The sequence below is a fragment of the Winslowiella toletana genome, assembly GCF_032164335.1.
Lineage (GTDB): Bacteria > Pseudomonadota > Gammaproteobacteria > Enterobacterales > Enterobacteriaceae > Erwinia > Erwinia toletana_A.
On the sequence record NZ_CP134153.1, the window covers coordinates 1 to 14,078 of the forward strand.

General features: G+C 46.3%; 9 protein-coding genes and 1 pseudogene. 7 read left to right on the forward strand and 3 right to left on the reverse strand.

The annotated features are described in order from the left end of the window. The coding region (gene repA / locus RIN69_RS22375; protein WP_313857924.1) for a plasmid replication initiator RepA at positions 1–942 on the forward strand (942 nt) is incomplete at its 5' end. Between the two features lie 1,075 nt (positions 943–2,017). After that, positions 2,018–2,176 carry a hypothetical protein gene (locus RIN69_RS22380; RefSeq protein WP_313857926.1) on the forward strand — a complete coding sequence of 53 codons (159 nt, stop codon included), beginning with the start codon at positions 2,018–2,020 and terminating at the stop codon, positions 2,174–2,176. Between the two features lie 132 nt (positions 2,177–2,308). On the opposite strand, the gene RIN69_RS22385 is transcribed toward RIN69_RS22380, so the two are convergent. Both RIN69_RS22385 and RIN69_RS22390 read right to left on the reverse strand, forming a co-directional pair. Beyond that, the gene (locus tag RIN69_RS22385) at positions 2,309–2,971 is read right to left on the reverse strand and encodes an AraC family transcriptional regulator (protein WP_313857927.1); all 663 of its coding nucleotides are present in this window, start codon (positions 2,969–2,971) and stop codon (positions 2,309–2,311) included. A 107-nt stretch (positions 2,972–3,078) separates the two neighbouring features. Then, positions 3,079–3,723 carry a recombinase family protein gene (locus RIN69_RS22390; protein ID WP_313857928.1) on the reverse strand — a complete coding sequence of 215 codons (645 nt, stop codon included), beginning with the start codon at positions 3,721–3,723 and terminating at the stop codon, positions 3,079–3,081. A gap of 167 nt (positions 3,724–3,890) precedes the next feature. Between RIN69_RS22390 and RIN69_RS22395 the strand changes: the two are divergent. The 5 genes and pseudogenes from RIN69_RS22395 to RIN69_RS22415 all read left to right on the forward strand — a co-directional run bounded on the left by RIN69_RS22395 (position 3,891) and on the right by RIN69_RS22415 (position 13,022). Further along, positions 3,891–6,847, forward strand: a pseudogene (locus RIN69_RS22395) (Tn3 family transposase). A 1,129-nt stretch (positions 6,848–7,976) separates the two neighbouring features. Beyond that, positions 7,977–9,653 (forward strand): PglL family O-oligosaccharyltransferase, encoded by a 1,677-nt coding sequence (locus RIN69_RS22400; RefSeq protein WP_313857929.1) that lies wholly within the window; start codon positions 7,977–7,979, stop codon positions 9,651–9,653. Between the two features lie 125 nt (positions 9,654–9,778). Next, positions 9,779–10,213 carry a hypothetical protein gene (locus RIN69_RS22405; protein ID WP_313857930.1) on the forward strand — a complete coding sequence of 145 codons (435 nt, stop codon included), beginning with the start codon at positions 9,779–9,781 and terminating at the stop codon, positions 10,211–10,213. Further along, a complete protein-coding gene (locus RIN69_RS22410) occupies positions 10,210–12,207 on the forward strand; it encodes an FKBP-type peptidyl-prolyl cis-trans isomerase N-terminal domain-containing protein (protein WP_313857931.1) in 1,998 nt (665 codons plus the stop codon). The genes RIN69_RS22405 and RIN69_RS22410 overlap by 4 nt, the downstream gene beginning before the upstream one ends. Positions 12,208–12,335: 128 nt before the next feature. Further along, entirely contained in the window at positions 12,336–13,022 is a 687-nt protein-coding gene (locus RIN69_RS22415; protein ID WP_313857932.1) for a helix-turn-helix transcriptional regulator, read from the forward strand. Positions 13,023–13,390: 368 nt separating this feature from the next. Here RIN69_RS22415 and RIN69_RS22420 read toward each other — a convergent pair whose 3' ends face one another. Beyond that, positions 13,391–14,035: a type 1 glutamine amidotransferase family protein gene (locus RIN69_RS22420; protein ID WP_313857934.1), complete on the reverse strand. Its 645-nt coding sequence runs from the start codon at positions 14,033–14,035 to the stop codon at positions 13,391–13,393. Positions 14,036–14,078 lie beyond the last annotated feature (43 nt).

A 14,078-nucleotide genomic window follows, 5' to 3' on the forward strand; every position in this document is an offset into this window, starting at 1 on the left:
TTGAATAGCGGAACATTTTCCGATTCTACCTATTTCGACTGGTCGGAATACGACTTAGCGAATCTGCGTGAAGCACGCGATTCTGCTGTTGTTTCTCCGAAGCGTACTCGGCGTCGTCGCGGAACACACTCGACGGCGTGTAAGTGTGCTGATCCTAAATATCTTCGATCTGCGAACTTTAGCGAGCTCCCGAAAGTACTTCGGGACGGGTATCATCGTGCCCAGAAACGCCGTTTCTCGCGGCATCCGTATTTCGTGCATATGCGCATAAATGCTGGCCGTGAGCGAGATTTCCGACAGGAACGCCAGCATCTCCTCGATGCACTGGCCGTTCTGCTGGTCAGCGGTTGCGACATTGCCACGTTTAACGTCGCCCTCAACAGTTCACAGATATGCAAGGCGTTAAGTCCAAAAGATTCCTGGGGGGATGTAATACCTGGTGAAGAGGTCACGCCTTCCCGCATTTGCCGCGCACTCGATCTGTTAGAAAATTACGGTCTTATCGAGCCGTACATGCGTCGTCTGGACCCGTACACAAAAACATACCTCCCGCGTCATGTCACTTTAACAGAGCAGTTCTTCAGGCTCCTCCAGGTCAATCTCGATCTGCTGTACAAAGAGCGTGAAGAACGTCTGCGCGCGCTGGCTGAGGGGATTCTTGCCCCTGGCGAAGTGATGTCCGTAAAAGCGGCCCGACAGCGCTTCTTTGACGAGAAAGTGGCGCAGGCCCTGAAGGTTCGCCGCGAGCGAGCGATAGAACAAAAGCGCCTTTCCAGAATTGCGCGTTCTACCCAGCTCGATGACCGGCAGTTCCAGATTGCCGCTTGGCTGATCAACACGCGGCCGGAAGTCTCAGGCATGACTCCGGATGATTTCGAGTTGCTGGTCTATCATTACCTGCGTCAGATCAAACTCAATTTTGACGCTGAGCCACCAGGCTAACTTAACTTTCACTCCACATTTTTCCTCTACCGCCGCTGGCGGTTTTTGTGCTTCCCCGCGTTTAAAAACTGGCTGAAAAACCATCAATAAAACCTGCCGTTACGACACGCATTACCGACGAAAACCCCCTGATGAAGCAAACTGGTCATGTCCCAGTAGTTATGCACAAATATCCGCAAACATAGAAGACTTTTTACCCGCAATGACTGGAAGTATTACCCGCAAGTTTTTCTTAATCTTCTGGAAGCCCTGGGCTCTTTCTTACCATTGAACGCTTACGCGCCTTTGCCCTCTTTAAACATTCAATTAAAAAAGGATCTTATTCAGTCCCGCTTTCCTGTGGAAAACGGGGATAATGTCCGCCGCTTGCAGCGGACTACGTCCGCGCCGGTTCGGGAACAACAAATGTACCTCCCGCCACTACGCAGCGGGCATCAAACAGAGTTAGATAGTTACAACATCCAAAATATTCACGTAAAGAACTGAACCGTGCACACCTGAACCATCACAGCCCCTCCCCACCACTGAAAAACGAGGCCGCTCCGGATCAAAGGCCCGGAACGGCCTCGTTTTTAATGATGGATGTTGTAACTAGAGTTCTGAGTCGCTGTGAGTCGTTTCGCTGAAGATAATGAGTAACACGCCCGTAAGCGGCCCTTACGGCCCGCTAACGCGGAGATACGCCCCGACTGCGGCTGCACCTTGTCGTGACCACTCCGACGGCGCACAAAAGCTTCTGTATCGCGTTTAGCGGGTTTTGGTCTGGCAGGGCGAAGGGATGGATTGGTGGAATCTATCAACAACGTAACCGGCTGCGCCGGGCTACGGCGCCGATCTCTCACTGAGCCATATTCACCATCAACTGGCGCCTCTATGTCGCTTCGCGCCATTCAGTGGACCGGCTGCGCACTGCTCACCAGTCCAGTATGCATGTGATATAAACGGTTATGTTTATAGGGGTTATACGCCGGAACCGCCAAAATTTTGTATATCATGGTGTAGTGAATGGGGTCAGCCAACTTAAATAGAAAGAGGATATCTGTAGATGCTGCAGAGGTAATCAAAGGGGGAAACTATGGCCAAAGGAAAAGTCTATACCATTCAAATTACGGGGCTTGCGGCAGATGACTACTGGTTCGGAGAGCAAAGACAATCGGATGCAAATACTGAATGGCGGGATACCTGGGGTCAGTTTGGATATCGAAAATTATTGTACGTTAAGGCTAAATTTTAAACACAAGCCACACTTTCACAAAGCGCCTTGGGTATCGTATGCCTGTGTAGCGCAGTAGCCGTCGTGTCTATTTTATGAGATACGAATTAACGCAGATTTTGAGATTCTTTGTTTGATGAGAGATTTCTAAACTCAAATTGTGTATTTCTTTCTGTATCTGGCCGGAGTTTCGTTTATCAGCTTACTGAACTGACGATGGAAGTAGCTAATGCCCTGAAAGCCACATTGCATGGCCACGACACTCAGAGGAAGGGGAGTTGTTCGCAGTAAAAAGCAGGCTTTTTTTATTCTCATTTGTAGCAGATATTCGCTAAATGAGAGGCCAATGAAGTCGTTCATATCACGCTTTACAGCACTGATACTACAGTAGGACTGTTCAGCCACCTGTTGTAACGTTAGCGGCGTTGTGAAATTTTTATCTATAAAATCAAGAATCATTTCGACGCGCTGATTGCGGTAAGGCAGAGACGGAGGCCTTTCAGATATATGTTGAATGTCCTTATCTTCAAGCAACAGCTCAAATAGCGCAATCAATAGGCTAAGACGCGTTAGCGGCGATTGGTGATCGGTTATCTTTCTGAATAACGGCTCACACGATTTCGCGCATTTAGTCGAAAAGTGAATAGCGGGAGCTGCCAGCGATAAAAGTTGGCTAATGGTGCGATACTCTTCCATTCCATTGAGCAACAGCCGTTTAAACCATGTTTCAGGGATTAAAATCACAAAAACTTCACTTGGTGGCGTATCTGAAGCACTTTCCCATGAATGGGGCTTGTTAGGGGCGATGAAAACCAAGTCGGGCGTACTGTAAACGGAAACATGGTTACCGATATAGCGCTTACCTTCACTATGCAGCGTCAGCTCATTAGCTCATTTGTGTTGCAGCACAGCGGTACAAAAGCTTACCGCATGTTCTGCTTATGTCGGTACAGCGCCTGGATGCGACAAATCTGAGAGGGGCTGTACCCTGTAGCATCTGCTGTTTCACGTATACTCAGGTTCTTAACCTGCCGGTAATAAAGGACTTTCTGATGCCGCTCCTGATCGGCCTGCTTGCCCCGGTATTTACCCAGCGTATGCGCCCGTTCAATTCCCTGTCTTTGCCGCTGGCGACGACTCAGCCAGTCCTTATGCGACATTGCGGCCATCAGATCGATAAGCATATTGTTGATGGCGGTTATCACGGCACGGGTGACTGGGTCTGCGTGCGAAGCGTCTTTATCTGACAGCGCCTGCCATGAGGTGGGTACATCTAGGCTGACAATCCGCAGCTCATGTTGTTCTATCTGCTTTTTCAGCGTCATCCAGTCGCTGTTACTCAAACGGGTCAGACGATCTATCTGTTCTACCAGCAGGATATCATTGTGGTGACTGTCCATCAGTAAGCGCCCCAGTTCCGGACGGTCAAGCTTTGTCCCGCTGATATTTTCCCGGTAGTAGCTGGCGATTTTATGTCCCCGTTCCTGGACGAACCGCTCCAGCATCTCTTTTACCCGATCGGCGAACTGGTCTTCCGTCGATGCCCTCAAATAAGCTCTGATGAACATTTTTCCACCGCATTATCGCATTTAGGTTATTGCATTTAATATATCGCATATAGGTTATGTCATTCATTGTGTGCCGTCACGTTTTGATTATGGCGTCAGGGTGTACCCTTATGCGAGAAGCATTTTTGTTAAAAATACCGCACCGAATAATTTATGAGGGAAACTATATGGCAAGGAGGCAGATTCTTTCTCTTTCGGAAAGAGAATCTTTACTGGCATTACCGGACGATGAGTTAACGCTGACACGAATGGCGTATTTTAGTGAGCATGATCTGGCGCTTATCAGTGCTCACCGTAAACCCGCCAGCCGTTTTGGTTTTGCCGTCCTTCTTTGCTATCTGAAAAATGTCGGCTTTGCACCGGATAAAAAAATCCCACTCTCTGATGCGCTGCTGAAGCATATCGCCAGCAGGTTAAAACTTACCGGGGATCTCTGGCCTGCTTACCTTTCCGGCAGGGAAACCACGCGACGCGAACATTTAGCCGAACTGTACCGCTATCTTTACGTAAAAGCATTCACCGGCAAAATACAGCAGGACTGCATTACACATCTGCAGCCGATGGCGACGCGCACCGATAAAGGTATTCTCCTGGCCGAAGAACTGCTGGTCTGGCTCCGGCAGAACAACGTGATAATCCCCGCGATTGATGTCGTGGAACGTACCTGTGCGGAGGCCATGGCTGGCGGCGATAAAATCGTATTTCAGACCCTGAATGCCTCGTTAACTTCGGCTCACAGGGATGCCCTGGATCGTTTGCTTGAGTCCTCAGATAATCAGCCTTCCAGGCTGACATGGCTTCTGCAACCGCCGGGTAAAATCAATGGTAAGAACGTGCTGCAACACCTTGATCAGCTCAGCAGCATTGAATCGCTGGCATTACCTTAAGGTATAGAGCGTAACATTCACCAGAACCGGTTGCTGAAACTGGCGCGGGAAGGCCGAAAGATGAGCAGCCGGGATTTGACCCGATTTTCAGCAGCCCGGCGTCATGCGATCCTGGTATGCGTGCTGGAAGAAGCCAGAGCCACACTGACAGACGAAGTGATTGAGCTGCATGAGCGAATGCTGAAAAGCCTGTTCAGTAAAGCCAAAAGAACACAGGCTGAGCGCCTTCAGCAGACCGGAAAGCTGATCCAGTCAAAACTGAGGCAATACATCGATGTCGGTCAGGCGCTGTCTGAAGCCCGTGATTGCGGTGGCGATCCATGGCTCGCAATAGAAAACATAATGCCATGGCCTGAATTTGTCGCCAGTCTGGAGGAAACACGCCATCTCGCCCGAAAGAATAACTTTGACCCGCTGCATATTATTACCGAGAAATACAGCACATTACGGAAATATGCCCCGCGCATGTTGTCCGCTTTGCAGTTAGTCGCCATCCCGGCAGCGCAACCTCTGGCCGATGCGCTGGTTGTGATCAAAGACATGTACCGGAAGCAATCCCGCAAAGTACCGGCGACGGCACCGCTTGAGTTTGTCCCTGAAAGCTGGCGCAAGGTAGTGATGACTCCGGCGGATATTGACCGGCAGTACTATGAATTTTGTGCGCTCAGCGAGCTTAAGGGGGCGTTGCGTTCCGGGGACATCTGGGTCAGAGGCTCACGGCGCTACAAAAACTTTGATGATTACCTCATACCCGAAAAGGACTTTGACAAACTCACACCGGCGCTGCCACTGCCCGTATCAGCTGATTATCATGAGTACATTACCAGCCGTATGACCCTGCTTCAGTCCAGACTTGAAGAGGTCAATGCCATGGCCGCGCGTGGTGAACTGCCCGATGTGGAAATATCTGACAGGGGAGTAAAAGTCTCTCCGCTGGATAACTGCGTCCCGGTGCAGGTTTCACCGCTGGCAGAGCTGATTTACAGCATGCTACCGCGCCCTAAAATCACGGAAATTCTCGATGAGGTAAACAGCTGGACGACGTTTACCCGGCATTTTTCGCATATAAAAAATGACATTACCCGTCCCGATACCCGCCTGCTCCTCACCACCATCCTTGCGGATGGCATCAATCTTGGTCTGACCAAAATGGCGGAAGCCTGCCCCGGAAGCACCAAATCATCACAGGAAGATATCCAGGCATGGTACATCCGCGAAGAAACCTATTCAGCCGCCCTCGCAGAGCTGGTAAACGCGCAGGGAAAAGACCACTTGCGGCATTCTGGGGAGACGGGACAACGTCATCATCAGACGGGAAGAATTTCAGAACAGGCAGCTCAGGCCGCTACGCAGGACAGGTTAACCCGAAATAAGGGCAGGAGCCCGGACGTCAGTTTTATACCCATATTTCGGATCAATACAGCCCGTTTTATACCTGCATAATCAGTCGGGTCAGGGATTCAACCCATGTGCTCGATGGCTTGCTGTACCACGAAAGCGACCTGGAAATCAGGGAGCATTACACCGATACCGCGGGTTTCACCGATCATGTCTTTGCCCTGTTGCATCTGCTGGGATTTGCGTTTTGTCCGCGAATCAGGTGTCTCCACGACAAAAAGCTGTTTATCAAAGAGAAAGCGGACCAATACCCGGCGCTTCAGTCACTGATATCAACGACCAGCCTGAATCTGAAAGAGATAGAAATTCACTGGCGCGAAGTGCTGCGCCTGGCGACCTCGATAAAGCAGGGAACCGTGACGGCATCCCTGATGCTGAAAAAACCCTAGGCAAAACGGACTTGCCAAAGCACTGAGAGAAATTGGCCGCATTGAGCGAACGCTGTTTATGCTCGACTGGTTCCGCGATCCTGCACTGCGTCGGCGAGTACAGGCGGGGCTGAATAAAGGTGAGGCACATAGCGCACTGGCGCGGGCGGTATTTATGCACCGGCTGAGAGAAATCAGGGACAGGAAGCCGGAAAATCAGAGCTATCGCGGCAGTGGACTAACGCTTCTGACGGCTGCGATCTTGCTATGGAATACTGTGTATATGGAAGGGGCGATCGATGCCCTGAAGCGTAAGGACTAAAGATCAACGAACAACTGCTGTCGCATTTGTCGCCGTTAGGCTGGGAGCACATCAATCTGACAGGCGATTGGATACCGGCTTCCGGTAAGTTTCGTCGGCTAAGGCCCGCTAAAGTAGAAAGGTCAAAAAACAACCTTGACGTACAATAATTTTCGATATCCAAACTGACCCCTTAAAGGGGTATTTAAATTACAATTTAATAAGCCCTGCTTACATCACAAGTTGATCAGGGCTAACGCAACATCCATTGTGTCTGACGAGAGAATTTTGAATAATGTAACCAATAGTAATGCCACGTAACCTGTTACGGAATCATAAATTAACTTAGCTATTTACTTTAAATAATCATAGGAATTACCCTTAGGAAAAGATCCTTAGGACTTTTCCGTGTAAATACGATTTTTTCACGATTCTTTTGATTGATAGCTAATATCAAACCTTTCGAAGCAACGCTATTCTTGCAAAAAAGAATGTTCCAAAAAACATATTTCAAGCGAGACAAATAAAATAAAAACAATAAACCGAAACGTCAGACCAGTTAGTCAATTTATATCGTGAGATTACAACAAAAAACCTTAAAGTAGCATAAAATATCGCAATCAATGAAAACCTATAATTTATACCCACAAATAAGATAGTATCGATAAATTCTACATATATAGTGTAAAACACTGGAATTTGTTCAACTTTCAATCAATAAATGAAGCAAAACACTAAAAACAACTGCTCAAATAAAAAACAATGGATAGTAAAGAAACGTAATATATAATTATTGAGGTGGCGTGATTCAGGATGTTATCCTGGCAAACCAATCAAAGGCGACACATAACAAAATCGTAACAAACCATCTTAATCGGAAGAAAATACATGTAATCAACATAGTTGATCTCAAAACTTCTTATGAGAGTACAGGCAGTGAAAAATAATATCCAATCACGCCTTCATTTATTCTTAAAATTATTGGGGATTGCCAACTAATGAACCTTTTTCCCTCCAGTAAATACGCACCTCGGAAAGCTTTGCATCATAAGATAATACAGTCTCTTAAAAGAATCGCTCCGCCCGCTGACGGGGATAATTTTCCACCACAATCTGAATGGCCTTCGACACGACAGATAGCTGACAATAACGATATCAGTATCTATAAAGCGCGCCTTTTACTCCTGGAGCTGTTAACCAGTAATCAGGTGATGGTCAGTGATCATTCAATAAAACATTCGCTTCGCTGGTATCCGCGTAGCGAGAGTTAGCCCGCTCTTTAATGCAGAGGAACTGACTTTGCCAGCCAGTATCAACTTGTTCATGACATGCATCATTTTTATGACAATACCTTTTTTTTGGCTTAAAAAATCGCCTGAAAAGAAGGCTGTCACAGTAACCTCTGCATTCTGTGTACTCCTCTTGGGAGTATGTATTCTCATCATTCCTCTGGCCTATACGTCAGGCAACCATCTTTTTCATGCTGCCTGCCGTATCACGGGGATGATCATCGGCATCTTTTTTCTCTTTTCCTGCCTTCAGAGGCGCTATTGCCAGCAGACTTTTTTATGGCTGGTATGCGGGCTGCTTTTTATCGTCATCCTGCAGGTGATCGTAAGTTATCAACAGGTTTTTGCACCTTATAGTGGCTGGATTCCCTTGTACGGGCAACGCATATACGGCACATTCTTTCAACCCAATTTACTGGGCAGCTTTGTTGCCACCGGCCTGGCACTGGTTTTAACTCTGCTTTTACTACCTAGAATGACTCTTAAAGCCAACATTCCTGAGCGCTGCCGCCAGTGCGTACTGATGATACTGTTGATGGCATTTTCGGCAATCCTAGTATTGATACAGTCCCGTGCTGGTTGGATAGGTGCGATTACCACCACACTGTTGCTACTTTTCCGTTTTGGCAGACTCAACTCAAAGCTGAGCATCGTGGCAATGATCGCTTTAACTGTTGGTGTGCTTTTAGGGATATATTACTTGTTGTGGGATAGCTCTTCTCACGTGATTCAGATTACTCATGAGGCCAGCAATCACGCACGCTGGACGATGTTACGTGACACCCTGGCGATGATTGTTGAAAGGCCTTTTCTCGGTTGGGGATACGGCAGCTTTGAATACAGCTTTCAGCATTTTCGCATCAGTCGGCTCCCACCTATCGCCGTTACCGAAATCGCCCGCCATCCCCATAATGAAATATTACTGTGGGTTGTTGAGGGCGGGATCGTGGGTCTGCTGGGCGTCATCGTTATTCTGGTAGGCATTTGCTTCATAATTCGTCAGGCCCTTCATCATGATCGGATCGCCTTTGCCGTCGGCCACAATATGGCTGGCGTACCAACGGCTCTGTGTATTGCACTACTTCCGATAGCCATTCACACACAGCTGGAGTTTCCGTTCTATATCTCAATGCTACATTTTGCTGTTTTTCTGCTTTTGCTTGCCATGGCGGATCGTATAAGCAGTGAAGAAGGCAATCAGCAGCATATGCTGCCAGTTGTCAATGACGTAATGATAAAGACGGCAATGTTAACCCTCACGTTAGTTTTGATTTTAGCGGGAAGCTTTTCGCTGAATGGCAGTCTTGCACTGGCAGAAACCGAAAAATTCGGTATGGAGGACGTCACACCGTTAAAGGCGTTGCCGGCCATATCCCGTTTTTTGAATCATGAACGAGTGATCTTTGATGAACAGGTCAATGCTCTGCTGACCTATAACCACTCCCGGGATGAAAGATTACTGGAGCAATATAGCCAGTGGGCACAGGGTTATTTGCAGCATCGGATCGATAAGAACGTTTATGCAAGCCTTATCATGATATTGCAGCACCAGCATCGATTTGAGATGGCTGAACTGTATCGTAGGGATGCGGTTCTGTTATTCCCGGGCGATTTTCGTTTTTCAGCGTTGACAGAGGAAAATAAAAACAGAATAGAAGCCACTTCTGGCGTTAATAAATCGGTTTGATATTCAAACTAACCAGTGTCCATCAATCGCACACGCAATGTACGAAATGGACTTTCGCCGCAACAAAATTAAGTTACTGGCTGCATATAAAGAAACCAGTACTTTGTGATGAGAGCATTATTGTTATGAATAACAGAGCATTAAAAACTTATTCACTCTGGGTTCCCCTCACCTTTAGTATTGCATTTTTATGCGGCTGCGAGGGGAGTAAATTTTCAGTTCCCGCAGCAGAGCAAGAGGCTGTCGCCACAGCACAACAAAAGACAGTCGCTCAAACAGCTTCATCCGGGGAGAAGGAAGAGCTCACCCGGTTGGCCCAGTGTCAGAAGGAGCTGGATGCTCTGAAGGATATCAATCCAGGACAGCACAAACTTTTACAGCAGTCCTTTGAGCAACTGATGAAAGGCGCGGCTCAATATGCCAGCCTGCGATCACAGGTAAACACTGAAACACAGGAAACGATGGACGCTCTGTATCACTATAAGGCAAAGCGTTTGTGCGCCAACATTGCCCAGACGACTTTAAACGGGTTAGCTGAACGTGGAGAGCGGCAAAAATGATGCTTGCCAGTGAGGGCTGCAGGATCAGCCATCTTCGCCAGCTGATCATCCTGTTGCCACTGATATTGATGACACAAACGGTCCGCGCGAATGAGGAAACTTCTGAGCTACTCAAGTTTGCGGTGCAGTACCTCCATGAGAAAGAGAAATCAGCTAATACCGTACTGCCTGCTTTAAAGAACAAGCAGCAGAAAATAATGGGAGCATCAACGTCTCAGGCATGCAGCAGTGAGCATGACGATCTTGTAGCAAAGCTTAAACAAAGAGATACGCAACTTAATGAACAACGACTCACTCTTCATGAGCTGGAAACGCGACTGACCGAGCTAAATCGGGCTATGAATACGGCCGGGGCGCGTGAAAATAAGCTGACCACCGACTATACCAAACGGGTGATGAACGCTGACTTTACTACTGTCTGGCAAATGTTGAGCAGATTTCGAAACCTGCTGCCTGGGTCATTATCTTCAGATTCAAGAAATGCCTCTCTTTTTGAAACGCTGCAGTTACCAGAATGTAGTTATTCTGATGCGAGTTTGCTGCTTGAGGAGCTCAGACAGGAGAACAGGACGCTGACAGACAGCGTCGTACAGAAGAACGATGCCCTGAACACACTGCGTCAGGAAAAACAGGCTGCCGAAGCCAGCCTCAGCGCACCCGGAGAGCAGGATGAGTGGCTTAAAAAGCGGTCGTCCCATGAGGCAATCGTCGCCGACCTGAGATCACAGCTTGAGACGCTTAATAGAGAGAGAGGGGTGCTGACAGACAGCATCGCGCAAAAGGACGATGCGCTGAACACACTGCGTCAGGAGAAGCAGGTTGCCGAGGCTGGTCTCAGCGCGTTCACGGGACAGGCCGCCCTGTGTAAACGAGAGCAGGAGGAGTGGCTTAAAGAGCTGTCGCTTCATGAAGCTATCGTCGCCGATCTGAAATCACAGCTTGAGATGCTTAACAGAGAGAGCGGAGATCTGGCAGACAGCATCGTGCAAAAGGACGATGCGCTGAACACATTGCGTCAGGAGAAGCAGGCTGCCGAGGCCAGCCTCAGCGTGCTCACGGAGCAGGCCGGCCTCAGTAAACTGGAGCTGAAGGAACGGCTTAAAGACCAAGCCTCCCAAGAGGCTATCGTTGTCGATCTGAATGCCCAGCTTGGCGTGCTCAGACAGGAAAACGGAATATTAAAGGAAAGCATCATACAGAAAAGTAGCGCACTTGACGTACTGCAGAAGCACACTGAAGAAGTTGATTCACGCATGCTTAGGCAGGATCAGGAAGTAACGCGCCTTCGTGATGAAGTAAAAGGCTTGCAAGATCGTGCCCAGATCCAGATTAAACCGGGAAGTCTTAAGAAGGCAGAAGAGCGTCGGGCCTATGCTGCAGGCGATGTTATCGGACACGACATTATTAATATGCTGGAAGAACGAAAAAGCTGGGGAATCAAAACAGACAGCCAGATCGTGCTGGCAGGAATTATCGACGCTTTTTCGGGGCATCACCGACTATCGAATGACGAATTGACTAAAGCCTTGTCTGATTCACAAGTCATCGTCGCCGAGGCGCGAGAGAAGGCCAGCATGGTACAGAAAAAAAATTCAGCAGCGTTTGTTGCCAATTTTAAGAAAAAAAAAGGAGTTAAGTACTCAACGACCGGTTTCTGGTATCTGATCGATTATGCTGGCGACGATCGTATTGCTGAAAATGCGATTATCGATTTAGTCGTAAAAGAATCGCTGGCTGATGGTACCGTGGTGCATGATATGGCTATGAATGATAAGGTTCTGTCTCAGCCCCTTAAACTATTCCCTCCTATTTTCCGTGAAGCAATAAGCCATTTACAAAATCATGGTTCACTGACGATGTTGGTCCCTCCTGAACTGGCATATGGAAAAGATGGCTATCCACCGAAAATTCCACCTGATGCCACAATGATTTATGAATTAAGGATTGATAATATCAGCGAAAGTGATAATAAAAAATCATATCCAGAAAAATAAATCATTCTGACAAAACAGATAATGTCTGTTTCTTTTAATATTATTAACGCTTTATTTTTATTAAATTCACATAAAAATCAATTAGCACAAGTCCACTGCGACTTATAGACATTTAAGAGGAAAGTAAAATGATCACAGAAAATAAACGTGAATATAATTTTTATCCTACATCTTTAATAGAAAATAAAATAAAAAAAAGGATCACGATATCTATACGTGACTCAGATATTTTTTTTATCGAAGGATTTAAAAATATCATATTGAGTTACTTTTATGATAATGCAACGGACGTTATATTTCGCGATTGCTTTTCGCCAAGCATGCCGGTCGATCTGGTGTTTTTTTCTGTTCCTGCCAACTCATGTAATAATTGCCGTTCAATTATAGAACCGAAAGCATATTCCGGAACAATATTTATTCCTATCAGGAATGATATCAGGAGCAGAATTCAACAATGTAAGCCTGAACTGGCTTTATATAGAAATTCGAGTATAGACGATGCCTATCTGCTTTTGAAGAAAATAACAAAAAAAGAGTACTCCTTTCTGTATCAGAATGCGTGTGGTTTTACACGTGAAAAAAAACTGACCAAACGGGAGTATGAACTTGTTCTTTATATGAGGGCCGGCGCAAGCCAGTCAGAAGCAGCCGAAATGATGAAGGTCAATGTCAAAACAGTTCATACTTATAAAAATTCAGTGATGAAGAAGCTCGGATTAAAGAAAAAACATGATTTTATATACTGGCTTTTGGCAACAGGGAGTTTTTTATATCAGAACGCTTCACTTAAGACTGGTGAAAACTTACAATTGTAGCATCTGAAAAAGGCTACCTCTGATTTATGATTGCCCTGATAAAATGCCGCAAAAAAAAATTTGAGCCTCGATATTTTCATTTAAATCATCACCAGCATCGGCAGTGGTCAGCAGCAGCAGCAGCAGCATCTGATCACTGTCGGTACTTGTGATAGTTCTTATTAGTCATTTTTTTACGTGACATTCCAAGCGTTTTTATTACTAAGGAAATATTATCCCTCACAACAAAAATTCGGATATGAGGGCAGAGGCCTGGCCAGCAAAGAGAACAGGTAACCTCCAGTCTGAATAGGCGTACACTTCAGTAATCCACCATTACTAACATTAATGCTAATTATGAGTCCCCTTTCATTAGAAATGAAAAGAGTCTAGCATATGTCATTGAGTTTAGTGACAAGCTTATCAATTCCATTTTTAGCTTCAAGAATATTACTCTCAAGCATATAGGCGGGCGTCATCAGAACCTTATTCAGATCATTTACCTCAACCTTCTTAACCCTCGATATTTTGTGAACGCGACCCGTTTCTTTAAAGTCAGCTATTGTCTGAACATCATCACCGATAGCAAGTATTATGCCAGTCCGATAAACTACCGGAAGTAAGAAAGGAGCCATGTTTATGTATCCGACAGGTTTTTTTTGCACCTTAAATTCATGTATTTTTTCCAGGATGATCAGATTATCCTCTGAGGCCTTATCATTGAAAGAAAAAGTTGGAGAATGCTCTTCAACACACAAGCCAGCAGGAATGATAAGTGCATCAAAATGATCCGGGATGCACTTACTTAACGATTCAACATTCTCAAGCAAAGTTACTGCTGATTCATCCGATGTCTTTCGCTTTTTACCAGTCTTTTTGTTGTAACGATGATGCTGACGATAACGTGAAGAAAAGCACTGATACTCTATTCTGTTTTTTTTCAAAGCAAGTATAGTCAGAATAATCTCATTAGTTTCAGCACCCAAGGAAACATCGTTATCGGAGAGAATAATCGCAAATACTTTATGTCTCATTTTACACTCCTTTTATCATAGTCACTTATCATCATCCCTTACT

Coding starts and splice junctions, on each gene's coding strand:
- RIN69_RS22405 (WP_313857930.1), top strand. CDS start 9,779: ATGAATAACAGAGCATTAAAAACTTATTCACTCTGGGTTCCCCTCACC.
- RIN69_RS22420 (WP_313857934.1), bottom strand. CDS start 14,035: ATGAGACATAAAGTATTTGCGATTATTCTCTCCGATAACGATGTTTCC.
- RIN69_RS22410 (WP_313857931.1), top strand. CDS start 10,210: ATGATGCTTGCCAGTGAGGGCTGCAGGATCAGCCATCTTCGCCAGCTG.
- RIN69_RS22415 (WP_313857932.1), top strand. CDS start 12,336: ATGATCACAGAAAATAAACGTGAATATAATTTTTATCCTACATCTTTA.
- RIN69_RS22390 (WP_313857928.1), bottom strand. CDS start 3,723: ATGTTCATCAGAGCTTATTTGAGGGCATCGACGGAAGACCAGTTCGCC.
- RIN69_RS22380 (WP_313857926.1), top strand. CDS start 2,018: ATGGCCAAAGGAAAAGTCTATACCATTCAAATTACGGGGCTTGCGGCA.